The organism is Pseudomonas sp. 20-5, assembly GCF_056782835.1.
The window spans coordinates 2112995-2138150 of the sequence record NZ_CM165584.1 but is presented as its reverse complement, the minus strand read 5'-3'; the positions used below and the strand labels follow the sequence as shown (position 1 = coordinate 2138150).

Below are 25156 nucleotides of genomic sequence, written 5' to 3'. Positions count from 1 at the left end.
CCTAAATCGAAGTGAGTAGTTTCTTGTTCTGGTTATCCACAGAAATGAAAAACGGGAGCCCGAGAGCTCCCGTTTTCCTCTACGCCTTGCGCATCAACGCGGGAAGGCCGGCGGGTTGACCCCAGCCATGTCTTCCATCACGCGCACTACCTGGCAGCTGTAGCCGAACTCGTTGTCGTACCACACGTACAGGACGACACGGTTGTCGTTGCAGATGGTCGCCTCGGCGTCCACCACGCCGGCATGGCGCGAACCGACGAAGTCGGTGGAAACCACTTCCTGGGAGCTGACGAAGTCGATCTGCTTCTGCAGGTCCGAGTGCATGGCCATCTGGCGCAGGTACTCGTTGATCTCTTCGCGGGTGGTGGCCTTTTCCAGGTTCAGGTTGAGGATCGCCATGGACACGTTCGGCGTCGGCACACGGATCGCATTGCCGGTCAGCTTGCCTTTCAGCACCGGCAGGGCCTTGGCCGCGGCGGTGGCGGCACCGGTCTCGGTGATCACCATGTTCAGCGGCGCGCTGCGGCCACGACGACTGCCCTTGTGGAAGTTGTCGATCAGGTTCTGGTCGTTGGTGTACGAGTGAACGGTCTCGACGTGACCGTTGACGATGCCGTACTGGTCGTTGACGGCCTTCAGCACCGGCACGATGGCGTTGGTGGTGCAGGAGGCGGCCGAGATGATCTTGTCGTCGGCGCCGATGTCGGTGTGGTTGATACCGTGCACGATGTTCTTCAGCGCACCCTTGCCCGGAGCGGTAAGGACCACGCGATCGATCCCCGGGCACTTCAGGTGCTGGCCGAGACCTTCGGCGTCGCGCCACTTGCCGGTGTTGTCGACCAGCAGGGCGTTCTTGATGCCGTACTGGGTGTAGTCGATCGACGCCGGGTCGTTGGAGTAGATCACCTGGATCAGGTTGCCGTTGGCGGTCAGCGTGTTGTTTTCTTCGTCGATGGTGATGGTGCCGTCGAACGGACCGTGCACCGAGTCCCGACGCAGCAGGCTGGCCCGCTTGACCAGGTCGTTCTCGGCGCCCTTGCGCACGACGATCGCGCGCAGGCGCAGGCCGTCGCCGCCGCCGGTCTTCTCGATCAGGATGCGCGCCAGCAGGCGGCCGATGCGGCCGAAGCCGTAGAGCACGACGTCGGTGCCTTCGCGGGCATCGCCGTTCTGCTTGCCGACCACCTCGGCCAGCTCGGCCTTGACGAAGTCCTCGATGCTGCGGCCGTTACCTTCTGCCTTGAACTTGGCGACCATCTTGCCCAGATCGACGGAAGCGGCGCCCAGCTTGAGCTCGCTCATCGCCTTGAGGATCGGGAACGTCTCGTGAACCGACAGCTCGGCGTCATCAGCCATGCGATGACGGGCGAAACGATGCGCCTTCATGATCGCGATCACCGAGCGGTTGATCAGACCACGGCCATGGATCGAGGTCACCACATTGTTATTGCGGTAGAGCTGGCCAATCAGCGGGATCATGGCTTCCGCGATGGCTTCACGATCGATCCATTCACCGAGACACTGGTCGGGCTTCTGAGTCACGGGCAATACCTTCCACATGTAGGGGATGAAAAAAGGGGCTACATTATGACCGCGCCGGCCAGGCTCGGCAATCTGCAGCAGTCGGAAGACTGACATCCAGCAGTCGGGAAAGTTACAATCCGGCGGGTCAAATTCCCGACCGGAGCCCAGCTTGCCCGTGTCCGTACTGCGTATTCCCAGCCTGCCGGCCAGCGCCGGCAAGCAACACTGGGGCAACCTCCCCGGTGCCGCGCTGAGCCTGGCTGTCGCCGAGGCCGCCAGTTCCGCCAAGCGCTTCACCCTGCTGCTGACCGCCGACAGCCAGAATGCCGAACGCCTGGAACAGGAACTGCGGTTCTTCGCCCCCGACCTGCCGGTATTGCATTTCCCCGATTGGGAAACCCTGCCCTACGACGTCTTTTCGCCGCACCAGGACATCATTTCCCAGCGCATCGCCGCCCTCTACCAGTTGCCGCAGCTCAAGCACGGCGTGCTGGTGGTGCCGATCTCCACCGCCTTGCACCGCCTGGCGCCGACCCGCTTCCTGCTCGGCAGCAGCCTGGTCCTCGACGTCGGCCAGAAACTCGACGTCGAGCGGATGCGCCTGCGCCTGGAAGGCGCCGGCTACCGCTGCGTCGACACGGTCTACGAGCACGGCGAGTTCGCCGTCCGCGGCGCGCTGATCGACCTGTTCCCGATGGGCAGCGAGTTGCCCTTCCGTATCGACCTGTTCGACGACGAGATCGAGACCCTGCGCACCTTCGACCCGGAGACCCAGCGCTCCATCGACAAGGTCGAGTCGATCCGCCTGCTGCCGGCACGCGAATTCCCCCTGAACAAGGAAGCGGTCACCGGCTTCCGCGGCCGCTTCCGCGAGCGCTTCGACGTCGACTACCGGCGCTGCCCGATCTACCAAGACCTCGCCAGCGGTTTGACACCCTCGGGAATCGAGTACTACCTGCCGCTGTTCTTCGAGGAAACCGCGACCCTCTTCGACTACCTGCCGCAAGACACCCAGGTGTTCTCCCTGCCCGGCATCGAACAGGCCGCGGAGCAGTTCTGGAATGACGTACGCAGCCGCTACGAGGACCGCCGGGTCGATCCGGAACGGCCATTGCTGCCGCCGGCGGAAGTGTTCCTTCCGGTGGAAGACTGCTTCGCCCGGCTGAAGAACTGGCCACGGGTGGTCGCCAGCCAGGAGGACGTCGAGCCGGGCGTCGGGCGCGAGCGCTTCCCGGCCCTGCCGCTGCCGAACCTGGCGATCGAAGCCAAGACCGCCGAGCCGCTGGCCGCGCTGCGCCGGTTCATCGAGGAGTTCCCCGGCCGCGTACTGTTCTGCGCCGAATCGGCCGGACGCCGGGAAGTCCTGCTGGAGCTGCTGGCCCGACTGAAGCTGCGCCCCGAGGAAGTCGACGGCTGGCCGGCCTTCCTCGCCAGCCAGGCACGCCTGGCGATCAGCATCGCGCCGCTGGACGAGGGCCTGCTGCTGGACCATCCGGCCCTCGCCCTGGTCGCCGAAAGCCCGCTGTTCGGCCAGCGCGTCATGCAGCGCCGGCGCCGGGAAAAGACCCGCGACGGCGGCGACGCGGTGATCAAGAACCTCACCGAGCTGCGCGAAGGCGCGCCGGTGGTGCACATCGACCATGGCGTCGGCCGCTACCTGGGCCTGATCACCCTCGAGGTGGACAACCAGCAGGCGGAATTCCTCATGCTGCAATACGCCGAGGACGCCAAGCTCTACGTGCCGGTCGCCAACCTGCACCTGATCGCCCGCTACACCGGCGCCGACGACGCCCTGGCGCCGTTGCACCGGCTCGGCTCGGAAACCTGGCAGAAGGCCAAGCGCAAGGCCGCCGAGCAGGTCCGCGACGTCGCCGCCGAGCTGCTCGACATCTACGCCCGCCGCGCCGCCCGCGAAGGCTTCGCGTTCAAGGATCCGCAGGCCGACTACGCGACCTTCTCGGCCGGCTTCCCGTTCGAGGAGACGCCGGACCAGCAAAGCGCCATCGAGGCGGTGGTCGCCGATATGCTCGCGCCCAGGCCCATGGACCGCCTGGTCTGCGGCGACGTCGGCTTCGGCAAGACCGAAGTGGCGATGCGCGCGGCGTTCGTCGCCGTGCATAGCGGCAAGCAGGTGGCGGTGCTGGTGCCCACCACCCTGCTCGCCCAGCAGCACTACAACAGCTTCCGCGACCGCTTCGCCGACTGGCCGGTGAGCGTCGAGGTGATGAGCCGCTTCAAGAGCGCCAAGGAAGTCGAGAACGCTGCGCGGCTACTGGCCGAAGGCAAGATCGACATCCTCATCGGGACCCACAAGCTGCTCCAGGAAGACGTGAAGTTCGCCAACCTGGGGTTGGTCGTGATCGACGAGGAACACCGCTTCGGGGTGCGCCAGAAGGAGCAGCTCAAGGCCCTGCGCAGCGAAGTGGACATCCTCACCCTCACCGCCACGCCGATCCCGCGGACCCTGAACATGGCCGTCTCCGGCATGCGCGACCTGTCCATCATCGCCACGCCGCCGGCGCGCCGCCTGTCGGTGCGCACCTTCGTCATGGAGCAGCAGAACGCGGTGATCAAGGAAGCGCTGCTCCGCGAACTGCTGCGCGGCGGCCAGGTGTACTATCTGCACAACGAAGTGAAGACCATCGAGAAGTGCGCCCGCGACCTAGCCGAACTGGTCCCGGAGGCGCGCATCGGCATCGGCCACGGACAGATGCACGAGCGCGAGCTGGAACAGGTGATGAGCGACTTCTACCACAAGCGCTTCAACGTGCTGGTGGCCTCGACCATCATCGAGACCGGCATCGACGTGCCCAGCGCCAACACCATCCTCATCGAGCGCGCCGACAAGTTCGGCCTGGCCCAGTTGCACCAGTTGCGCGGCCGCGTCGGTCGCAGCCACCACCAGGCCTACGCCTACCTGCTGACACCGCCGCGCCGTCAGATGACCCCGGACGCCGAGAAACGCCTGGAAGCCATCGCCAACGCCCAGGACCTGGGCGCCGGCTTCGTCCTCGCCACCCACGACCTGGAGATCCGCGGCGCCGGCGAGTTGCTCGGCGACGGCCAGAGCGGGCAGATCCAGGCGGTCGGCTTCACCCTCTACATGGAAATGCTCGAACGGGCGGTGAAGGCCATCCGCAAGGGCGAGCAACCGAACCTCGAGCAGCCACTGGGCGGCGGGCCGGAGGTCAACCTGCGGGTGCCTGCGCTGATCCCCGAGGATTACCTGCCCGACGTGCATGCCCGGCTGATCCTCTACAAGCGCATCGCCAACGCCCCTGACGAGGAAGGTTTGCGCGAGTTGCAGGTGGAGATGATCGACCGCTTCGGGCTCCTGCCCGATCCGGCGAAGAACCTGATGCGCCTGACCCTTCTGAAACTGCAGGCGGAAAAACTTGGAATACTCAAGGTCGATGCCGGACCGCAGGGCGGTCGTATAGAATTCGCCGCCGATACCCAGGTCGACCCGCTGGTATTGATCAAGCTGATCCAGGGCCAGCCGAACCGCTACAAGTTCGAAGGCGCAACCCTGTTCCGCTTCCAGGTGCCCATGGAACGACCGGAAGAACGCTTCAATACCCTGGAGGCGCTGTTCGAGCGCCTGACACCGCAAACCACCTAAGGATTAGCCTATGCGCTTGTTCCGTTGCCTTGCCCTGCTGCTCTCACTGGCCGCCCCCGCGGCATTCGCCGGCGGTCCCTACCAGGTGGAACTGGTGGTGTTCCGCCAGGCCGGCGATGCCGTGCCGTCCAGCCAGCCGGCCCCGGACGACTGGGCCACCGGCGCACAGCCGCTGGCCAGCGACGCCCTGCGCGCCACCGCGCTCGACAACCAGCTCGCCAAGCTCAGCCAGGACAACGGCTACACCGTGCTGCTGCACAAGGCCTGGCGCCAGGACATCGGCGAGACCCCGGTGAAGATCGCCCTCAGCGAAGGCCAGGAACAGGATCATCATTTCCCGGTGGAAGGTACGCTGACCCTCAGCCAGGTGCGCTTCGTCGACATGGAGGCCGATTTCTGGGTCAATCGCTTCGGCGACGACGGTTTCCTCGCCGGCAGCCAGCACATCAGGCAGGGCACGCGGCTGAAGAATGGCGAACTGACCTATCTCGACCATCCGAGCCTGGGCATCCTGATCAAAGTGGTGCCGGTCGGCGCCCGTCCCGCCGCCCCCAATCCCATGGAAATGGAAGAACAGCAGGCACCGGCGGACGCGCCCCCCGTCGAAGGCGGCTTCGACGCCGCACCTCCTGCGCAATAGCGAAAAAGGCCGCAATAGCGGCCTTTTTTTCGTTGCGATGGCCGCCTAGCCGGCCAGGACCCGCGCCAGCACCTCGCGCACCTTGCCGATGCCATCGTGCAACGCCTGTTCGATTTCGGCCATGGTGATGATCCCCGCCGACTTGCCCGCCGCGGGATTGACCACCAGCGCCAGGCAGGCGTAGGGCAGGTCCAGCTCGCGGGCCAGTGCCGCCTCGGGCATGCCGGTCATGCCGACGATATCGTTGCCGTCCCGCTCCAACCGGGCGATTTCCGCCACCGTTTCCAGGCGCGGCCCTTGGGTGCAGGCGTAGACCCCATGGCTGCTGTGCGCCAGCCCCAACGCACGCAACGCCTCGATCAGGCGCTGGCGCAACGGCTCGTCATAGGGGTGGCTGAAGTCGATATGGGTGACATGCTCGATATCGCCGGCGAAATAGGTGTGCTCGCGTCCCGAGGTGTAGTCGATCAACTGGTGCGGCACGCACAGGTGCCCCGTTCCCATCGCCGCATGGATGCCACCCACCGCGTTGACCGCGATCACCGCCTCGGCACCCGCCTGCTTCAGCGCCCAGAGATTGGCCCGGTAGTTCACTTGGTGCGGCGGGAAGCGGTGCGGATGACCGTGACGTGCCAGGAACAGCACCTCGCGCCCGGCGTAGCGGCCACGCTGGAGCGGCGCGGACGGCGCGCCATACGGCGTTTCGATCGGCAGGGACTCGCTCAGCGTCAGCCCTTCCAGCTGGGTCAGGCCGGTTCCTCCGATAATCGCGTAGACACTCATCGACAGCTCCCTCAATCAATCAGTTGCGCGGCGCGCAACGCGGACAGTGCTTCCAGCCAGCGCGGCTGCTGGCGATAGTCGGTATTCGCGTAGCCCTTGCCACGCATGCGTTGCAGACGCGACGGCGGGGTCACCTTCAGGCGTTGCAGGGCAGCCAGGGCCAGCTCGGCGGAAGCCCGGTCGTTGCACACCAGGCCCATGTCGCAGCCCGCGGCCAGGGCGGCCTCGATGCGGCTGGCGGCGTCGCCGACCACATGGGCGCCGGCCATCGACAGGTCGTCGCTGAATATCACCCCGTCGAACTTCAGCTCGCCGCGCAGGATCTCCTGCAACCAGCGCCGGGAAAAGCCGGCGGGCTGCGGGTCGACCTGCGGATAGATGACATGGGCCGGCATCAGCGCGTCGAGCTGTCCGGCCAGGCGGGCGAACGGAACCAGGTCGCTGCGCCGGATTTCCTCGAGACTGCGCGCGTCTTCGGGAATCGCCACATGGGAATCGGCCTCGGCCCAGCCGTGACCGGGAAAATGCTTGCCGGTGGCGGCCATCCCGGCGGCATGCATGCCGCGAATGAAAGCACCGGCAAGCAGCGCGGCACGCTCCGGGTCGCCCTCGAAGGCGCGGCTACCGACCACGGCGCTGCGCTGGTGGTCGAGATCCAGCACCGGCGCGAAACTCAGGTCGAGGCCGACCGCCTGCACCTCGGTCGCCATCAGCCAGCCACAATGCTCGGCCAGCTCTTCGGCATTGGGGTTGTCGGCGATCGCGCGCATCGCCGGCAGGCGCACGAAGCCCTGGCGCAGGCGCTGCACGCGCCCTCCTTCCTGGTCGACGGCCAGCAACAGGTCGGGACGGATGGCGCGAATGGCCGCACACAGTTCGCGAACCTGGGCAGGATGCTCGATGTTGCGAGCGAAGATGATCAGCCCGCCCACCTCGGGGTGGCGCAGGATTTGGCGGTCCTCGGCGGTCAGCCAGGTGCCGCCGATGTCGAGCATCAGAGAGCCTTGCATGAAGAGTCCTATGGCCTGGAAATCAGCGAAGCCCGCCGTCACGGGCCTCAGACAGCGCACACTGTACTGCACCCGGCAGAAAGACTTAAGTCCCGGGGCGGTACCGCGCGCCTGCCAATGGAGCCGGCCTGGCGCATGGAGTTCCGCCCGGAGCACAGAGAAAGGAGAAAGGAAAACGGCGCCCTGGGGCGCCGTCTGCAATCAGGCCTTGGCGGGCGTCTTGTTCCGCGGGCGCAGTTGCGCCCCGGCCAGCAGCGGATCGTCGATGCCGCTCTCGGCGCGCATGCCGGCAGCGAAGAACGGCACCATCAGGTGCATCACCTGCTCGGTGGAAGTGTTCACGCCGAAATCGGTTTCCGCCATCGCCCGCAGGGCCTTGATCCCCGACATGCTGAAGGCGGCCGCGCCGAGCATGAAGTGCACGCGCCAGAACAGCTCGATGGGCGGCAGCTTCGGCGCAGCCTCGTTGACCAGCAGCATGTAGCGCCGGAAGACCTTGCCGTAGACCTCCTCCAGGTACTTGCGCAGGTGCCCCTGGCTCTGGCTGAAGGCCAGGCCGAGCAAGCGCATGAAGATCGACAGGTCGTTGCCGCTGCGCGGCTTCACCGCCATCGCCTGGGACACCAGCAGGTGCAGGAGGTCCTCCAGGGTGGCGTGCTGGGCCTCGGGCTTGGCCTGGCGACGATCCAGCTCCTTTTCCAGGCTGGCGCAGAATGGCCCGAGGAAACGCGAGAACACCGCCTGGATCAGCGCCTTCTTCGAACCGAAGTGATAATTCACCGCCGCCAGGTTGACCCCGGCCTTGCTGGTGATCAGACGCAACGAGGTTTCGGCGAAGCCTTTTTCCGCGAACAGCTGTTCCGCCGCATCGAGAATGCGTTCGACGGTTTCCGACTGGGCCATGGTTTCTCCGCCTGACAAACACTTGTTTGAAACATACGTTTCAGCCACATCCCTTGTCAAGCGGCAGATGACGCACCAGTCAGGAAAATTACAGAGAAGTCCCGAAAAACGGAAGCAAGACACTGGCCAACTTCATCGTGACGCAGGACGAAATGTCATGCGGAAAATCATTGCCACGCCCCGCTCACTGTATATAATCCCAGTCACTGGATAAAAACACAGAGCGACGACATGCAGAAGCTGACGCCCCGCCAAGCCGAGATCCTCTCCTTCATCAAGCGCTGCCTGGAAGACCACGGCTTTCCGCCGACCCGGGCGGAAATCGCCCAGGAACTCGGCTTCAAGTCGCCGAACGCCGCCGAGGAGCACCTCAAGGCGCTGGCACGCAAGGGCGCCATCGAAATGACTCCGGGCGCCTCTCGCGGCATCCGCATTCCCGGCTTCGAACCGCATGCCGCCAACGACGATGAGGGCCTGCCGGTGATCGGACGGGTCGCCGCCGGCGCACCGATCCTCGCCGAACAGAACATCGAGGAATCCTGCCGTATCAATCCCGCCTTCTTCAATCCTCGCGCCGACTACCTGTTGCGCGTGCGCGGCATGAGCATGAAGGACATCGGCATCCTCGACGGCGACCTGCTGGCCGTCCACGTCACCCGCGAAGCGCGCAACGGCCAGGTGGTGGTCGCGCGGATCGGCGAGGAGGTCACGGTGAAACGCTTCAAGCGCGAAGGCAGCAAGGTCTGGCTGCTGGCGGAAAACCCTGAGTTCGCTCCGATCGAAGTCGATCTGAAGGAGCAGGAACTGATCATCGAAGGCTTGAGCGTCGGCGTGATCCGGCGCTGACAGGAGATACCATGCAGACCTCCCACTCGCTGCCCAGCGCCCAGTTGCCACTGTTCCAGGAAGCGTTCTGGGCCAGCAACGGCGCACCCTTGCTCGACGATGTCATCGACAGCCCTTCCAGTGCCTCCATCGAGGAACCCGCTGCCTTTAGCGAACTTTCGCTCAGCGGCCTGCCGGGGCACTGCCTGACCCTGCTCGCACCGATTCTCCGCGAGCTCAGCGAGGAACAGGATGCCCGCTGGCTGACCCTGATCGCTCCGCCGGCGAGCCTGACCCATGAATGGCTGCGCCGCGCCGGCCTGAACCGCGAGCGCATCCTGCTACTGCAGGCGAAGGACAACGCCGCTGCCCTGGCGCTCAGTTGCGAGGCCTTGCGCCTGGGCCGCAGCCACACCGTGGTCAGTTGGCTGGAACCGCTGAGCCGGGCGGCGCGCAAGCAACTGTCCCGCGCCGCCCAACTGGGCCAAGCACAGAGCCTGAATATTCGTCTGGGTTGAAAAAACGGCGGGGGACAGCGTTCAGTGCAGGACGCGGGGGCCTTCGTCGTGTTCCATCTCGCCCTCGGCAAGACGACCGGCCATTTGCACGCCGACATTGAACATGGCCTTGGCCACTTCGACATGCTGGCCTTGCAGGAAATTCTTCGCGTCCCCGGAGAACTCCAGAGTCACCAACGCCTCCTCGTCATCGGCGCGACGCAGCACGATGCGCCCGTCGGGCATTTCTACGATTTCAAGGAAGGATGTTGGCATGACAGACGCTCTCTACGAAGACGCGACATTGTAACAGCCCATCCAGTGCATCCCTAGCCCGCATCCGCCTTCCGGTTCCCCTCTCGCGCCTGTAACGGCGGTTCCAGAGCGCCCGGACGGCATCCGCTAAATTTTTTTGCTGGCAAATCAACCGAGTGGAACGGTAGGAAAATGTCCTACCGCTGATCGGCGAATGACGACGGCGTTACAGCTCCGTCAGGCTCTCGCGAAAACGCAGGACCAATTGCTTCAGCGACTGCCGCCATTCCTCGAGGGTTTCGCGAGAAAGCAAGGGGGCTTCTTCGTCGATACTCACGGCAACGATCAACGGCGTGCTGGGGTCGATCTTCGCTGCCTTGGTCGGTCGCGGCGGCAGGAACAGCTCGGAGTAGGCGCCCAGCAACTGGCCCAGCCAGGTTTCCGGCTGCGACGCCAACTCCACCAGTTCAGCCAGCTCGGGGCTGGGCGCGGCCGCCAGCACTTCGGCATTCAGCAATGCATCCACGCGAGGAGCGGCAGCCTGCGGCAGACGGTAGTAACCGGCGATCTCATGGCATACACCGAGCACTGCGCCATAAAGGTGGAACAGCGCCGACTCGCGCTCCCCCTGGATGATCGCCTGGGCATTCATCGCCCGCTCGGCATCGGCTCGCTTCCAGGCCTCCAGAGCCAACCCGGCGAAATACAGCTTCTGGTTGGTGCGGGTATAAAGCTCTTGGGCCATGCCGGTACTCCCGATTAAAACTGGAAGGAATGCGGAGCGCAGGCCAGGTCAGCGCCCGGCCTTCGCGCAGTATAAGCGCGCCCCATGCAAGCGGGCGCGCCATCCATCAGCGCTTGTCTTCGACCTTCCACTTGCCGCCATCGTAGAAGGCGCGCCAGCCGGTGGGCTTGCCATCGACCTCGGACTGCACGTATTGCTCCTTGGTCTTGCGGCTGAAACGGATCACCGCGGGACGGCCGTCCGGGTCTTTCTGCGGAGCGTCGCAGAGGTAATGGTACTTGGGATCCAGCTCGGCCTTGTGCGGGATGATCTCGCTCACCAACGGCGCGCGGGTCTCGCGGTTCTTCGGGAACTGGCTGGCGGCCAGGAACATGCCCGAAGCGCCGTCGCGCAGCACGTAGATATCGTCCACCTTCTCGCACTTCAATTCAGGCATGCGGATGGCGTCCATCTTCGGCGGCGCCGCCTCGCCATTCTTCAGCAGCTTGCGGGTGTTCTTGCAGGTCGGATTGGTGCAACCGAAGAACTTGCCGAAACGGCCGGTTTTCAACTGCATCTCGCTGCCACACTTGTCGCATTCCAGGCTCGGCCCTTCGTAGCCCTTGATCCGGTACTGGCCTTCCTCGATCTCGTAGCCCGGACAGTCGGGGTTGTTGCCGCAGATATGCAGCTTGTGTTTCTCGTCCAGCAGGTAGGCGTCCATCGCGGTACTGCAGATCGGGCAGCGATGCTTGCCACGCAACACCCGCGACTCGGACTCGCCCTCGTCGTCCGCGGCGATCTCGTCGCCGGGAATCAGGTTGACGGTCGCCTTGCAACGCTCCTTCGGCGGCAGGCTGTAGCCCGAGCAGCCGAGGAACACGCCGGTGGAGGCGGTACGAATCATCATCGGCCGGCCGCACTCGCGGCAGGGAATGTTGGTCAGGGTCGGCTGGTTGGCGCGCATCCCCTTCTCGCTGACTTCAGCCACCTCGAGCTTCTTCTTGAAATCGCCGTAGAACTCGTCGAGCAGGTGCTTCCAGTCGCGCTCGCCCTGGGCCACGTCGTCGAGATGCTCCTCCATCCCGGCGGTGAAACCGTAGTCCATCAGGTTGGCGAAGCTCTCGTTGAGCCGATCGGTGACGATGTCGCCCATCTTCTCCGCATAGAAGCGGCGGTTGTGGGTGGTTACGTAGCCGCGCTCCTGGATGGTGGAGATGATCGCCGCGTAGGTCGAGGGGCGGCCGATACCGCGCTTCTCCAGTTCCTTGACCAGGCTCGCTTCGGAGTAGCGCGCCGGCGGCTTGGTGAAGTGCTGGCTCGGATCGAGCTTGATCAGCTTGAGGTTCTCGCCTTCCTTCATTTCCGGCAGGACGTCGTCCTCGCCCGGCTTGCTCTGCTGCGGCAGTACCCGGGTATAACCGTCGAACTTGAGGATGCGGCCCTTGGCGCGCAGCTCGAAATCGCCGGCGGTGACGCTCACGCTGGTCGAGAGGTATTCGGCCGGGGTCATCTGGCACGCCACGAACTGGCGCCAGATCAGGTCGTACAGGCGCTCGGCGTCACGCTCCATGCCGGACAGCTGGGTCGGCTTGAGGTTGACGTCGGAAGGACGGATCGCCTCGTGCGCTTCCTGGGCGCCCTCCTTGCTCGAGTAGACGTTGGCCTTGCCCGGCAGGTACTTCTGGCCGAACTCGTCCTCGATGAAACCGCGGACCATGCCAATGGCATCGGCCGACAGGTTGGTCGAGTCGGTACGCATGTAGGTGATGTAGCCGGCCTCGTAGAGACGCTGGGCCATCATCATGGTCTTCTTCACCCCGAAGCCCAGGCGGTTGCTCGCCGCCTGCTGCAGGGTGGAAGTGATGAACGGCGCCGAGGGTCGGCTGGAGGTCGGCCGGTCCTCGCGCTTGGCGACGCTATAGGCCGAGGCCTTGAGCTTTTCCAGGGCCGCCATGGCCTGGGCTTCGTTGAGCGGCTTGAAGGCCTCGCCCTTCTCACGGGTAACCTCGAAGCGCACGTTGGCGCCCTTGGCGGTACCGAGGTCGGCATGCACTTCCCAGTACTCTTCCGGGACGAAGGCGCGAATCTCGCGTTCGCGCTCCACCACCAGCTTCACCGCCACCGACTGCACGCGGCCGGCGGACAACCCACGGGCAATCTTCTGCCAGAGCAGCGGCGAGACCATGTAGCCGACCACGCGGTCGAGAAAACGCCGCGCCTGCTGGGCGTTCACCCGGTTGATATCGAGCTCGCCGGGCTGGGAGAAGGCCTCCTGGATGGCCTTCTTGGTGATTTCGTTGAATACCACGCGCTTGTAGCGGCTTTCGTCGCCGCCGATGGCTTCCCGCAGGTGCCAGGCGATGGCCTCCCCTTCGCGGTCCAAGTCGGTCGCGAGATAGACGGTGTCGGCGTCCTTGGCCAGGCGGCGCAGCTCGTCGATGACCTTTTCCTTGCCGGGCAGGATCTCGTACTTGGCCTTCCAGCCATGCTCGGGGTCGACCCCCATGCGCGAGACCAGTTGGCGCCTGGCCTTCTCCTTCGGTGACAGCGCCGGCGCCTCGGAGGCGCTCTTGCGGCCCTTGGCCGCCGGCTCCTTGGAACTCGACGAACCACTGGTGGGCAGGTCACGGATGTGGCCGATGCTCGACTTCACCACGTACTGGCTGCCCAGGTACTTGTTGATGGTCTTGGCCTTGGCCGGGGATTCCACGATGACCAGCGATTTACCCATGGATCGGAAGGTTCCTGCGTCGAAAAGATGAATATAAAGGAGGGAGCGACTAGCGCGGCACCGCTATATATAGTGGCGAACGAGCCAAGGTCAAGCGCGGTCTTCCCCGCCGGGAGCTTTCTGCAAGCCCAGGGGATCGGCCTCGGGACTCACCAGGACGAAGCGCGGCACCCACTCGCCATCGACCTCCACGGCCTCGGTGAACATCTCCAGCGGACGCACCCAGAGACCGAATTCGCCGTACAGCGCCTGGTAGATCACCAGCGCCTCTTCCGTCTCCGAATGCCGCGCGACACCCAGGACCCGGTAGTTCTGTCCCTTGTAATGACGATAGAGCCCAGCCTGCAGGTCCATGTTCCTTACCTTGTCTCGAAAATCGGAAAACAACGGCACAATGCCGACATACAACAGCCCGGTATAGGCACGGATCGCACAATAGGCAAACCCGCGCTCCCGGGGCGTCATTCGCTCGATACAGCCGGAAACGACTGACACTGAAAAACGAAAGCCGGGGCACGAGGCCCCGGCTTTCCCCTTCGACGAACGCTTAGATGCGCTCGAAGACGGTGGTGATACCCTGTCCCAGGCCCACGCACATGGTGGACACGCCAAGGGTACCGCCGTTCTGCTTCATCACGTTCAACAGGGTGCCGGAAATGCGCGCACCGGAGCAACCGAACGGGTGACCCAGGGCGATGGCGCCGCCGTGGAGGTTGACCTTCTCGTCCATCTTGTCGAGCAGCTTGAGGTCCTTCAGCACAGGCAGGGCCTGGGCGGCGAAGGCTTCGTTGAGTTCGACGAAATCGATGTCGGCGATGGTCAGGCCGGCACGCTTGAGCGCCTTGTTGGTCGACGGCACCGGGCCGTAGCCCATGATCGCCGGGTCGACACCCGCCACGGCCATGGAGCGGATCACCGCCATCGGCTGGATGCCCAGGTCCTGGGCGCGCTGGGCCGACATCACGATCATGCAGGAGGCACCGTCGGTGATCTGCGAGGAGGTCCCCGCGGTCACGGTGCCGCCTTTCGGATTGAACGCCGGCTTCAACTCGGCCAGGGTCTCGACGGTGGTTTCCGGACGAATGGTCTCGTCGAAGTCGAAGACTTTCAGGAAACCGTTCTCGTCATACCCTTCCATCGGGATGATCTCGTCCTTGAACTTGCCTTCCTGGGTGGCCTTCCAGGCCAGTTGGTGCGAACGCGCGCCGAACTTGTCCTGCGCCTCACGGCTGATACCGTGCATCTTGCCGAGCATTTCCGCAGTCAGGCCCATCATGCCCGAGGCCTTGGCGGCGTACAGGGACAGGTGCGGGTTCGGGTCGACGCCATGCATCATGCCGACGTGGCCCATGTGCTCCACGCCGCCGATGACGAATACATCGCCATTGCCGGTCTGGATCGCCTGGGCGGCGGTGTGCAGCGCGCTCATCGACGAACCGCACAGGCGGCTGACGGTCTGCGCGGCGCTGGTGTGCGGGATCTGGGTCATCAGCGACGCCATGCGCGCGATGTTCCAGCCCTGCTCCAGGGTCTGGTTGACGCAGCCCCAGATCACGTCTTCCACTTCGGCCGGGTCGACCTTCGGGTTACGCTCCAGCAGCTTGCTGATCAGGTGCGCCGACATGGTCTCGGCGCGGGTGTTGCGGTGCATGCCACCCTTGGAACGACCCATCGGGGTGCGGCCGAAGTCGACAATGACGACGTCTCTCGGATTCAGGCTCATAAATTCACTCTCGCTCTAGTCGTTCCGCGATTAACCGAAGAATTTCTGACCGTTCTTGGCCATTTCACGCAGCTTCGCGGTCGGGTGGTACAGCGCGCCCAGCTCGGCGTACTTGTCGGCCAGGGCCACGAACTCGGCGACACCGATCGAATCGATGTAGCGCAGAGCACCACCACGGAAGGGCGGGAAGCCGATGCCGTAGATCAGGCCCATATCGGCCTCGGCAGCGGTCTCGACGATGCCGTCTTCCAGGCAACGCACGGTTTCCAGGCACAGCGGGATCATCATGAAGTTGACGATGTCCTCGTCGGTCACTTCGCGCTGCTCGACCACGATCGGCTTGAGCACTTCGTAGGCCTGCGGATCGGTGACCTTCTTCGGCTTGCCGCGCTTGTCGGTCTCGTAGGCGTAGAAGCCCTTGCCGTTCTTCTGGCCCAGGCGGTTGGCCTCGTACATCACGTCGACGGCGGTCTTGCCCTCGACCGCCATGCGGTCCGGGAAGCCCTCGGCCATGACGTCGCGGCCATGGTGGCCGGTGTCGATGCCGACCACGTCGGACAGGTAGGCCGGGCCCATGGGCCAGCCGAACTTCTCCATCACCTTGTCGATGCGCACGAAGTCGACGCCGAAGCTCAGCAGCTTGGCGAAGCCGCCGAAGTACGGGAACAGCACACGGTTGACCAGGAAGCCGGGGCAATCGTTGACCACGATCGGGCTCTTGCCCATCTTCTTGGCGTAGGCGACGGTGGTGGCGATGGCGGTTTCACCGGTCTTCTCGCCACGGATCACTTCCACCAGCGGCATCATGTGCACCGGGTTGAAGAAATGCATGCCGCAGAAGTTTTCCGGACGCTTCAGCGCCTGGGCCAGCAGGCTGATGGAGATGGTCGAGGTGTTGGAGGCGATGATCGCGTCTTCCTTCACCGCGCCTTCCACTTCGGCGAGCACGGCTTGCTTGACCTTGGGGTTCTCGACGACGGCTTCGACGACGATGTCGACGTTGCCGAAGTCGCCATAGGACATGGTCGGACGGATGCCATTGAGCGCCTCGGCCATCTTCGCCGGGGTCAGGCGACCCTTCTCGACGCGCTTGCCGAGCAGCTTGGCGGCCTCGTTCAGGCCCATCTGGATACCCTCTTCGCGGATATCCTTCATCAGGATCGGGGTGCCCTTGAGCGCCGACTGATAGGCGATGCCGCCGCCCATGATGCCGGCGCCGAGCACGGCGGCCAGTTTCACGTCCTTGGCGACTTCGTCGTATTTCTTGGCTTTCTTCTTCAGTTCCTGGTCATTCAGGAACAGGCCGATCAGACTCTGCGCGACCGAGGTCTTGGCCAGCTTGACGAAGCCGGCGGCTTCGACTTCCAGCGCCTTGTCGCGGCCGAAGTTGGCGGCCTTCTGGATGCTCTTGATGGCTTCCACCGGCGCCGGGTAGTTCGGACCGGCCTGGCCGGCGACGAAGCCCTTGGCGGTTTCGAAGGCCATCATCTGCTCGATTGCATTCAGCTTCAGCTTTTCCAGCTTCGGCTGGCGCCGTGCCTTGTGGTCCAGCTCGCCGGCGACGGCGCGCTTGGCCAGGTCGAGGGCAGCGGCCTGCAGTTGCTCGGGAGCGACCACGGCGTCGACGGCGCCGACCTTCAGGGCGTCCTCGGCCTTGTTTTCCTTGCCCGAGGCGATCCACTCGACGGCGTTATCGCAGCCGATCAGGCGCGGCAGGCGGACGGTGCCGCCGAAGCCCGGGTAGATGCCCAGCTTGACTTCCGGCAGGCCGACCTTGGCGGTCGCGCTCATCACGCGGAAGTCCGCGGCCAGGCACATCTCCAGGCCGCCGCCGAGGGCGATGCCGTTGATCGCGGCAACGGTGGGTACGTCCAGGTCTTCGAAGTCGCTGAAGATCTTGTTGGCTTCGAGGTTGCCCGCCATCAGTTCCTCGTCGGGCAGCTGGAAGTTGTCAACGAACTCGGTGATGTCGGCACCAACGATGAACACGTCCTTGCCGCTGGTCACGATCACGCCCTTGACCGATGCATCGGCCTTGATCGCATCGACTGCCGCACGCAACTCACTGAGGGTGAGACGGTTGAACTTGTTGACGGACTCGCCCTTGAGATCGAAATTCAACTCGACGATGCCGCCCTCAAGAGGCTTAACCGTGATGGCTTTACCTTGGTAAATCATCAACTGATCTCCACGCTATTATGGAAGCTTGAACTTACACATCGGACGCCGTGTCGGGACCCTTTCGGCAACCGCCGAGCATAGTCCCAAACCCTTCGGCACACCCGCCGACGCGATAACCGGGTCTCTATTGTCGAGGCCTGCGCGAGGCAAACGCTCGATTCATACGCCCGTTTGACTTGGGTGCGCACACATTCCGGCAAAAGCCGGGAATTGTCAATCAGCCATCCGGAAAACACCTGCCCTCCTCCAGGCCCTCTGCGCAGGGCCATTCAGCCAGCCTCTGTCGGACCATTCAGATGTTCGATGATCGGCGCCGTGGGCGCTTGTCCCGGTGCGGAAAGGCAGGCTAGAGTCGCCGCAGATCGCCATGCATGATCGGCCACGGGCCGTTACAAAAGAACAACAAGAAGGCCTCCAGGGCCACATGGAGATGGAACCCATGATCTGCCGTCCGTTCACTCTTTGTCTGGCCCTGCTCGGCCTGCTGAGCCTCCCCGTCTTCGCGGCAGGGACCGCCGATGACCTGCTCGCCCTGCACCAGATGCGGCTCGCCACGCAGAAATCCCTGAACGCCTTCTTCATGTACGTCGGCCAGGAAGGCGATCAACGCTACGCCAGCCTGATCGAAAGCTCGGCGCAGACGGCGGAAGCCCGCCTGCAGCGACTCGACGGCGTGAACGGCAGCGAATCCCGGCGCCTGCTGGGCCAGCTTCGCGAGCAATGGCGGGACTATGCGCAAGACCTCGACAAGCTGACCGGCGCGGTGCGCAACAAGGGCTACAGCGACCTGCAACCGGTCGCCGACCTGGCACGGCGCAACCAGCAACTGATGGACCTCGGCGGCCAGTTGTATCGCAGCCTGCAACGGGAAAACGCCGCCACGGTGCCGACGCTCACCGAGCAGAGCCGCGAACAGAGCCTGCTGATGCAGGACATTGCTCTGGACTATGCCTCGCGCAACGCGTCGGTGGGCGCCAGCTTCTTCGGCGGCGGCGAGGAGCGTCCACTGGACGACCTGGCCAGCCGCTTTTCGGTCAACCTGTTGAAGCTGCAGCAGGCGCCGCAGAACGACGAGGAGATCGCCAGGGCGCTGCGCAGCGTGGCGATCAAGTGGCACTACATCGAGAAGTCCCTGCGCAACTACAACCAGAACAGCGTGCCGTTCCTGGTCAACAAGAATGCAGACCGGATCATCGATGGCCTGGAGAAGGTCGCCGCGCTGTATGCCGCGCGCAACCAATGAAACTCGGCGCGCCGCCTCAGGCGCGCTGGCGGAGAAACTCGGCGATGCGCCCGAGGTCGGCGCTATCGCCGCGCTCGCCCCAATACAGGGCAAGGAACTGGGCGGTCGCCTCCACCTTGTAGACATCCCCGGGGAGGCTGCGCAGGGCGTCCAGCAACTCATCGTCCGCGCACGGCTCGCGCCACTGGTTCAGCCACTGGCCCGGGGTATTCTGCCAATAGCACCAGGCCTCCCGGCCGCGTCGGCGCGGGCAGTGGAACTGCGCGCAGGACGTCGGCGGAGCGCTCTCCAGCCAATGCGGCCAATCCTGGCGCGCGAGCTGCATGGCCAGGCCGAGACGGCGCGCCTCGAGGCGCAGGGCCATCCTGCCGCGCTGCCTGTTGGACGGCATCAGCCAGGCCAGGGGACTGAGCATGACAGCCAGCAGCAGGATCACCAGCCAAGTGGTCATAAGGAACGGACACTCGAAAAACGGTTAAGGCATTTGCCTCGATCCGCGCGCGCAGGCACGATCGGTCGCAGTCGCCAAGGGAGGCGCAGTTTACAGGCGAATGCGACCACGGCGGAGCAGCTTTTTGCCCAGCGCAACGGAACAGGTTCCACGCGCGGCGCGAAAGTCCATAATGAAAACACTATCCCCTTCTGGGAGGAGACGTTCATGCCCTATCAACACATTCTGGTCGCCGTCGACCTGACCGACGAATGCGACCCGGTGATGAAGCGTGCGGCGGCCCTGGCCACCAGCAACCAGGCCCGGCTCTCGGTGGTGCATGTGGTCGAGCCCATGGCCATGGCCTTCGGTGGGGACGTGCCGATGGACCTGTCGATGTTGCAGCAGCAGCAGTTCGACCAGGCCCGTGAACGCCTGGATGCCTTCGCCGTACGCTATCCGGACCTCGGCAGCGAGCAGCGCCACCTGGTCTACGGGCAACCGCGCCAGGAAATCCACCGCCTCGCCGCGGAACAGGCCTGCGACCTGATCGTGGTCGGCAGCCACGGTCGCCACGGCCTGGCGCTGCTGCTCGGTTCCACTGCCAACGACGTGCTGCACGGCGCGCCCTGCGACGTGCTCGCGGTGCACCTGAAGAAAGCCTGATCTCTCCCCGCTCGGCCGGGGCCTGCGCCTCAGCCGAGCGTTTCCTCGGCGCTCATCACCAGCGGGCGGATCTTCTGCAACTGGGTTTCCAGCGAATAGCTGATGCTCGACGACAGCGAGAAGAAGGTCAGGAACGCCTTCAGGTTGGAATCGCTGACACAGGTGTCGTGGATTCGCTGCCAGAACGCCTGGTTGACCAGTTGCAACTGCTGGAACAGCCGCACCAGCCCTTTCAGTTCCCAATCGGCATGCCGCCCCTCGCGGAAGTTGAAGTACTGGCGCATCAGGTACAGCGGCACCACCCGCAGCACGAACTCCTGGTTGCTGGCGAACGGCAGGTGCTGCATGGCCATCGGCCTCAGCGGCGCCAGCAGCGGACAGGCGCTGCTGGCCATGATCAAGCCGATCAGCGCGCGCAGTCCTTCCTCCAGGCCCGCCTGCTTGATGTACTCGCGCTCCGGCGTGCGCACGCAGATGCCGGCCTTGCGGAACGCCGGCAGGTTGCGGAAATCCTCGATCACCCCATGCAGGTCGACCGCCGCCGGACAATGGCTGTAGCGTTCGCGATCGAGCGGGCAGTTGCTGCAGCGATTGTGTTCCAGGCGCGTCCAGCGCGGCGCTGCGGCAGCCGCCTGCGGGTCGTAGTGCCGCTCCAGCTCGATGCGATAGTTGAGCTGATGCTGGTCGTCCAGCGTGATGCGGTACTCGATTGCCATGGACTGATCCTTTCTCGGGAGACGGCCGGCCCGTCAATGACGCCAGCCAGAGGGACCGACGGGGGACTGCACCCACCGCCGGCAAGGCCCGCAAGGATCATCGAGATGAGCCGCTATCACATTGATGCAGCTCACTTTTTCGAGATGGATCAGTCTTCCAGTTCGGCCCAGCGCTCGAGCAAGGCATCGAGTTCCTGCTGCAACGCGTCCAGCCGCGCCAGGGTTTCGCGCTGCTCGTCCTGCGGGCGCAGATAGAAATCCTGCTGCGCGATGGTTTCCTGGACACCCGCCAGCTCCGCCTCGACCGCGTCGATCTGCCCGGGCAAAGCCTCCAGCTCGCGCTGCAACTTGTAGCTGAGCTTTTTCTTCGCCGGCGCCTCGCTCGGCGCCGCAGCAGCCGGCGCGGGTTCGGCGGCGGGCGCCAGCGCGGTATTCAGCTCGGCCTTGCCGCTCTTCGACTCGCTCACGCCGAGCAGGCGCGGCGTGCCCCCTTGGCGCAGCCAGTCCTGGTAGCCACCGACGAATTCGCGAACCTTGCCCTCGCCCTCGAAGACCAGGGTGCTGGTCACCACGTTGTCGAGGAAGGCCCGATCGTGGCTGACCATCAGCACGGTGCCCTGGAAGCCGAGCAGGACTTCCTCCAGCAGTTCCAGGGTTTCCACGTCGAGGTCGTTGGTCGGTTCGTCGAGCACCAGCAGGTTGGCCGGCTTGCTGAACAGCTTGGCCAGCAACAGGCGCGCGCGCTCGCCGCCGGACAACGCCTTCACCGGGGTGCGGGCGCGCTGCGGACTGAACAGGAAGTCGCCGAGATAGCTGAGCACATGCCGGTTCTGGCCGTCGATGGTGATGAACTCGCGGCCTTCGGAGATATTGTCGATCACCGTCTGCTCGGGTTCGAGCTGATGGCGCAACTGGTCGAAGTAGGCCACTTCCAGCTTGGTGCCCACCTCGATCTTGCCCGAGGTCGGCTGCAGGTCGCCAAGCAGCAGCTTGAGCAAGGTGGTCTTGCCGGTACCGTTGGCGCCGAGCAGGCCGATACGGTCGCCGCGCTGCAGGACCATGGAGAAGTCGCGTACCAGCGGCTGGCCGCCGGGATGGGCGAAGCTGACGTGCTCCACCACGATCACCTGCTTGCCGGACTTGTCCGCGCTTTCCAGCTGGAAGCTGGCCTTGCCCTGGCGCTCGCGGCGCTCGGCGCGTTCGCGACGCATTTCCTTCAGTGCCCGAACCCGCCCTTCGTTGCGCGTGCGGCGGGCCTTGATGCCCTGGCGGATCCACACTTCTTCCTGGGCCAGGCGCTTGTCGAACAATGCGTTGGCAGCTTCTTCGGCGGCCAGTTGCTGTTCCTTGTGCACCAGGAAACTGGCGTAGTCGCCGTTCCAGTCGATCAGGTGGCCACGATCCAGCTCGAGGATGCGGGTCGCCAGGGATTGCAGGAAGGCGCGGTCGTGGGTAATGAACAGCACCGCGCCGTTGAAGCCCAGCAGCGCTTCCTCGAGCCAGGCGATGGCGCCGATGTCCAGGTGGTTGGTCGGTTCGTCGAGCAGCAGCAGGTCCGGCTCGGCGACCAGCGCCTGGGCCAGCAGCACGCGCCGACGCCAGCCGCCGGAGAGTTCGGCGAGGGTCTTGTCGGCCGGCAACTGCAGGCGGCTGAGGGTGCTGTCCACCAGTTGCTGCAGGCGCCAGCCATCGCGCGCCTCGAGTTCCTGCTGGACCCGCGAGAGGCGCGCCAGGTCGTCGTCGGTATGGATGTTCAGGCTCAGGTGGTGGTACTCGGCGAGCAGCTTGCCAACTTCCGCCAGACCCTCGGCCACCACGTCGAACACTATCCGTTCGTCGGCACGCGGCAGTTCCTGGGGCAATTCGCCGATCTTCAGCGCCGGTGCGCGCCAGACTTCGCCGTCGTCGGCCTGCTGTTCGCCCTTGACCACCTTGAACAGGCTGGACTTGCCGGTACCGTTGCGCCCGATCACGCAGACCCGCTCGCCACGGCCGATCTGCCACGACACCTTGTCCAGCAAGGGAGTGGTGCCAAAGGCAAGGGATACATCGGTGAACTTGAGCAGGGTCATGGGCGCCTCCGGAAACAGGGCGCGCATTTTACGCCGGATAGGCATCGGATGGCACGGCGCTTTCACCGCCATGCCGCAACGGCTAAGCTTAGGCGAGCCATCCGCCCGGCTTCGGGCGCGCCCCGCGACAGCGGTCGCGCGCCAGTCCCGCGAGCGGTCGAAACGCCCGTAGGCAGCCGTTGCGGACCTGCCGACGTTACCCGACATCACCTGCCCGGATAAGTCATGCGCGGTCGCCTGTTCACTCTCGTTTCCTGCCTTTTGCTCAGTATTTCCTCCGTCGACGCGGTCCACGCCGCTTCCCTGACCGAACAACGCCGTCTCTACGACCAGGCCAAGGCCGCCCTGGCCAAGGGCAACAGCGCGCCCTACATGGCCTCGCGCAGCGCCCTGCGCGATTACCCGCTGGAACCCTACCTGGCCTACGACGAACTGACCCACCGGCTGAAGTCCGCCAGCAACGAGGAGGTCGAGCGCTTCCTCACCGAACACGGCGACCTGCCGCAGATCGGCTGGCTGAAACTGCGCTGGCTGCGCCTGCTGGCCGACCGCGGCGACTGGAAGACCTTCGTCAACTACTACGATCCGAAGCTGAACTTCACCGAACTCGACTGCCTGTATGGCCAGTACCAGCTGGGCCACGGCCAGAAGGCCGAAGGCTACGCCACCAGCGAACGCCTGTGGCTGGTCGGCAAGTCGCAGCCGGCTGCCTGCGACACCCTGTTCGGCCTCTGGCAGGGCGAAGGCCAGCTCACCGAGGAAAAGGTCTGGAAACGCCTCAAGCTGGCCGCCGAAGCGCGCAACTACAGCCTCGCCTCGCACCTCGCGCAGCGCCTGCCGACCCTCGGCAACCAGGGCGCGCTGATGGTCAGCGTGGCGCAGAACCCCGCCCAGCTGAGCCAGACCGGCCGCTTCAGCCAGCGCGACCATGCCACCGCCGACGTGGTCGGTCTCGGCCTGCGCCGCCTGGCGCGGCAGGACCCGGAAAAGGCCCTGAGCCTGCTCGACTACTACAGCTCGGCGCTACCCTTCTCCAGCGACGAGAAGGTCGCCATCGCCCGCGAGATCGGTCTCAGCCTGGCCAAGCGCTTCGATCCGCGTGCACTGCCACTGATGACCCAGTACGATCCCGGCCTGCGCGACAACACCGTCACCGAATGGCGCACCCGCCTGCTGCTGCGCCTGGGCCGCTGGGACGAAGCCTATGCGCTGACCCGCAAGCTGCCCCAGGATCTCGCCGCCACCAGCCGCTGGCGCTATTGGCAGGCACGCAGCCTGCAACTGGCACAGCCGAACAGCAAGGAGCCGATCGCGCTGTACCAGAAGCTCGCCGGCGAGCGCGACTTCTACGGTTTCCTCGCCGCCGACCGCCTGAGCGTGCCGTACAAGCTCGGCAACCGCCCTGCGCACATCGACCCGCGCGTCCTGCAACGCGTACGCAACGCCGCCAGCACGCGCCGGGCCATGGAGTTCTTCAACCGTGGCGAAGTGATCAACGCCCGCCGCGAGTGGTACCACGCCGCGCGCCTGTTCGATCGCGACGAGCTGATCGCCCAGGCCAGGCTGGCCTACGACATGCAGTGGTATTTCCCGGCGATCCGCTCGATCAGCCAGGCGCAGTACTGGGACGACCTGGACATCCGCTTCCCGATGGCGCACCGCGCCACCCTGGTGCGCGAAGCGAAGAACCGCGGCCTGCACTCCAGCTGGATCTTCGCCATCACCCGGCAGGAAAGCGCGTTCATGTCCGATGCCCGTTCCGGAGTCGGCGCCACCGGGCTGATGCAGCTGATGCCCGGCACCGCCAAGGAGACCTCGCGCAAGTTCGGCATCCCGCTGGCCTCGACCCAGCAACTGATCGTGCCCGACGTCAACATCCGCCTCGGCGCCGCCTACCTGAGCCAGGTGCATGGCCAGTTCAACGGCAACCGGGTACTCGCCTCGGCCGCCTACAACGCCGGTCCGGGCCGCGTCCGCCAGTGGCTGAAAGATACCCGCCACCTGGCCTTCGACGTGTGGATCGAGACCATTCCGTTCGACGAGACTCGCCAGTACGTGCAGAACGTGCTGTCCTATGCGGTGATCTACGGGCAGAAGCTCAATGCACCGCAGCCCATCGTCGACTGGCACGAACGCTACTTCGACGATCTCTGACCCCCAACCCGGCCCGGACGCCCGGGCCTTTCCAGTACCTTGAAAAGGACCTCAAGATGAACAAGCCCCTCGCTACCGCCCTGCTCGCCGCCTCCAGCCTGCTGCTCGCCGACGGCGCCCTGGCCGCCGACGCCTGCGGTACGCCGCGCAACGCCTTCGACAGCGTGTATTGCCGCAGCGGCGAGTTTTCCCAGGCCGACCGCGAGCTGAACCAGCAGTTCGGCACCCTGCGCAAGCACCTGAACGACGGCCAGAAAGCCCTGCTGAAGAAGAGCCAGATCGCCTGGATCAAGGAGCGCGACGCGGCCTGCAGCGAAAGCAAGGACAACGGTTATTTCGTCAATCTCGACTGCGCCACCGAGAAGACCCGCCAGCGCCTCGACTTCCTCCGCGAACGCGAGCGCGAGTGCCTGAGCACCGGTTGCGTCGACGCCAAGCTCTGATCGCCGGCAAT

General features: G+C 64.9%; 21 protein-coding genes. 8 read left to right on the top strand and 13 right to left on the bottom strand.

The window, feature by feature from the left end:
• Positions 1-93 precede the first annotated feature (93 nt).
• Positions 94-1560 (bottom strand): glyceraldehyde-3-phosphate dehydrogenase, encoded by a 1467-nt coding sequence (locus AC1RB9_RS09995; RefSeq protein ID WP_010793199.1) that lies wholly within the window; start codon positions 1558-1560, stop codon positions 94-96.
• Positions 1561-1699: 139 nt separating this feature from the next.
• Between AC1RB9_RS09995 and mfd the strand changes: the two genes are divergently transcribed.
• Together mfd and AC1RB9_RS09985 are read left to right on the top strand one after the other, a co-directional pair.
• The gene (gene mfd, locus AC1RB9_RS09990; RefSeq protein WP_003122476.1) at positions 1700-5146 is read left to right on the top strand and encodes a transcription-repair coupling factor; all 3447 of its coding nucleotides are present in this window, start codon (positions 1700-1702) and stop codon (positions 5144-5146) included.
• A 10-nt stretch (positions 5147-5156) separates the two neighbouring features.
• A complete protein-coding gene (locus tag AC1RB9_RS09985; protein WP_003091190.1) occupies positions 5157-5786 on the top strand; it encodes a CsiV family protein in 630 nt (209 codons plus the stop codon).
• Between the two features lie 45 nt (positions 5787-5831).
• Here the strand turns inward: AC1RB9_RS09985 and AC1RB9_RS09980 are convergent, their stop codons facing one another.
• The 3 genes from AC1RB9_RS09980 to psrA form a co-directional block, all read right to left on the bottom strand.
• On the bottom strand, positions 5832-6569 hold the full coding sequence (locus tag AC1RB9_RS09980) for an S-methyl-5'-thioinosine phosphorylase (RefSeq protein ID WP_003091193.1): 738 nt from the start codon (positions 6567-6569) through the stop codon (positions 5832-5834).
• A gap of 11 nt (positions 6570-6580) precedes the next feature.
• Positions 6581-7579, bottom strand: a complete 999-nt coding sequence (gene nagZ, locus AC1RB9_RS09975; RefSeq protein ID WP_003118092.1) for a beta-N-acetylhexosaminidase — start codon at positions 7577-7579, stop codon at positions 6581-6583.
• 201 nt (positions 7580-7780) lie between these two features.
• Positions 7781-8482: a transcriptional regulator PsrA gene (gene psrA / locus AC1RB9_RS09970; protein ID WP_003091195.1), complete on the bottom strand. Its 702-nt coding sequence runs from the start codon at positions 8480-8482 to the stop codon at positions 7781-7783.
• Between the two features lie 231 nt (positions 8483-8713).
• Here psrA and lexA point away from each other — a divergent pair, with 231 nt between their 5' ends.
• The gene (lexA, locus tag AC1RB9_RS09965; RefSeq protein ID WP_003091196.1) at positions 8714-9328 is read left to right on the top strand and encodes a transcriptional repressor LexA; all 615 of its coding nucleotides are present in this window, start codon (positions 8714-8716) and stop codon (positions 9326-9328) included.
• An 11-nt stretch (positions 9329-9339) separates the two neighbouring features.
• Positions 9340-9825: an SOS-induced cell division inhibitor SulA gene (gene sulA, locus AC1RB9_RS09960; protein WP_003091197.1), complete on the top strand. Its 486-nt coding sequence runs from the start codon at positions 9340-9342 to the stop codon at positions 9823-9825.
• A 21-nt stretch (positions 9826-9846) separates the two neighbouring features.
• Here the strand turns inward: sulA and AC1RB9_RS09955 are convergent, their stop codons facing one another.
• From AC1RB9_RS09955 to fadB, 6 genes are all read right to left on the bottom strand, one after another.
• Positions 9847-10080, bottom strand: a complete 234-nt coding sequence (locus tag AC1RB9_RS09955; RefSeq protein ID WP_003109483.1) for a hypothetical protein — start codon at positions 10078-10080, stop codon at positions 9847-9849.
• Between the two features lie 205 nt (positions 10081-10285).
• Positions 10286-10804 carry a DUF6586 family protein gene (locus AC1RB9_RS09950; protein ID WP_003113979.1) on the bottom strand — a complete coding sequence of 173 codons (519 nt, stop codon included), beginning with the start codon at positions 10802-10804 and terminating at the stop codon, positions 10286-10288.
• Positions 10805-10910: 106 nt separating this feature from the next.
• The gene (gene topA, locus AC1RB9_RS09945; protein ID WP_003091201.1) at positions 10911-13517 is read right to left on the bottom strand and encodes a type I DNA topoisomerase; all 2607 of its coding nucleotides are present in this window, start codon (positions 13515-13517) and stop codon (positions 10911-10913) included.
• Between the two features lie 90 nt (positions 13518-13607).
• Positions 13608-13871, bottom strand: coding sequence for a DUF1653 domain-containing protein (locus AC1RB9_RS09940; RefSeq protein ID WP_003109484.1), 264 nt, complete (start codon positions 13869-13871; stop codon positions 13608-13610).
• A 193-nt stretch (positions 13872-14064) separates the two neighbouring features.
• On the bottom strand, positions 14065-15240 hold the full coding sequence (fadA, locus tag AC1RB9_RS09935; protein ID WP_003113978.1) for an acetyl-CoA C-acyltransferase FadA: 1176 nt from the start codon (positions 15238-15240) through the stop codon (positions 14065-14067).
• 30 nt (positions 15241-15270) lie between these two features.
• Positions 15271-17418 carry a fatty acid oxidation complex subunit alpha FadB gene (fadB, locus tag AC1RB9_RS09930; RefSeq protein ID WP_003091204.1) on the bottom strand — a complete coding sequence of 716 codons (2148 nt, stop codon included), beginning with the start codon at positions 17416-17418 and terminating at the stop codon, positions 15271-15273.
• Between the two features lie 427 nt (positions 17419-17845).
• Between fadB and AC1RB9_RS09925 the strand changes: the two genes are divergently transcribed.
• Positions 17846-18664 (top strand): hypothetical protein, encoded by an 819-nt coding sequence (locus tag AC1RB9_RS09925; protein ID WP_003119795.1) that lies wholly within the window; start codon positions 17846-17848, stop codon positions 18662-18664.
• Positions 18665-18680: 16 nt separating this feature from the next.
• Here the strand turns inward: AC1RB9_RS09925 and AC1RB9_RS09920 are convergent, their stop codons facing one another.
• On the bottom strand, positions 18681-19115 hold the full coding sequence (locus tag AC1RB9_RS09920) for a hypothetical protein (protein WP_003119794.1): 435 nt from the start codon (positions 19113-19115) through the stop codon (positions 18681-18683).
• 207 nt (positions 19116-19322) lie between these two features.
• Between AC1RB9_RS09920 and AC1RB9_RS09915 the strand changes: the two genes are divergently transcribed.
• A complete protein-coding gene (locus AC1RB9_RS09915) occupies positions 19323-19760 on the top strand; it encodes a universal stress protein (protein WP_003091210.1) in 438 nt (145 codons plus the stop codon).
• Between the two features lie 29 nt (positions 19761-19789).
• On the opposite strand, the gene AC1RB9_RS09910 is transcribed toward AC1RB9_RS09915, so the two are convergent.
• Positions 19790-20476: a DUF6901 family protein gene (locus tag AC1RB9_RS09910; RefSeq protein ID WP_003091213.1), complete on the bottom strand. Its 687-nt coding sequence runs from the start codon at positions 20474-20476 to the stop codon at positions 19790-19792.
• Between the two features lie 149 nt (positions 20477-20625).
• The gene (locus AC1RB9_RS09905; protein ID WP_003113976.1) at positions 20626-22548 is read right to left on the bottom strand and encodes an ATP-binding cassette domain-containing protein; all 1923 of its coding nucleotides are present in this window, start codon (positions 22546-22548) and stop codon (positions 20626-20628) included.
• Between the two features lie 225 nt (positions 22549-22773).
• Here AC1RB9_RS09905 and slt point away from each other — a divergent pair, with 225 nt between their 5' ends.
• Positions 22774-24702 (top strand): lytic transglycosylase Slt, encoded by a 1929-nt coding sequence (gene slt, locus AC1RB9_RS09900; protein WP_003122470.1) that lies wholly within the window; start codon positions 22774-22776, stop codon positions 24700-24702.
• Between the two features lie 56 nt (positions 24703-24758).
• Positions 24759-25145: a lysozyme inhibitor LprI family protein gene (locus tag AC1RB9_RS09895; protein ID WP_003091225.1), complete on the top strand. Its 387-nt coding sequence runs from the start codon at positions 24759-24761 to the stop codon at positions 25143-25145.
• Positions 25146-25156 lie beyond the last annotated feature (11 nt).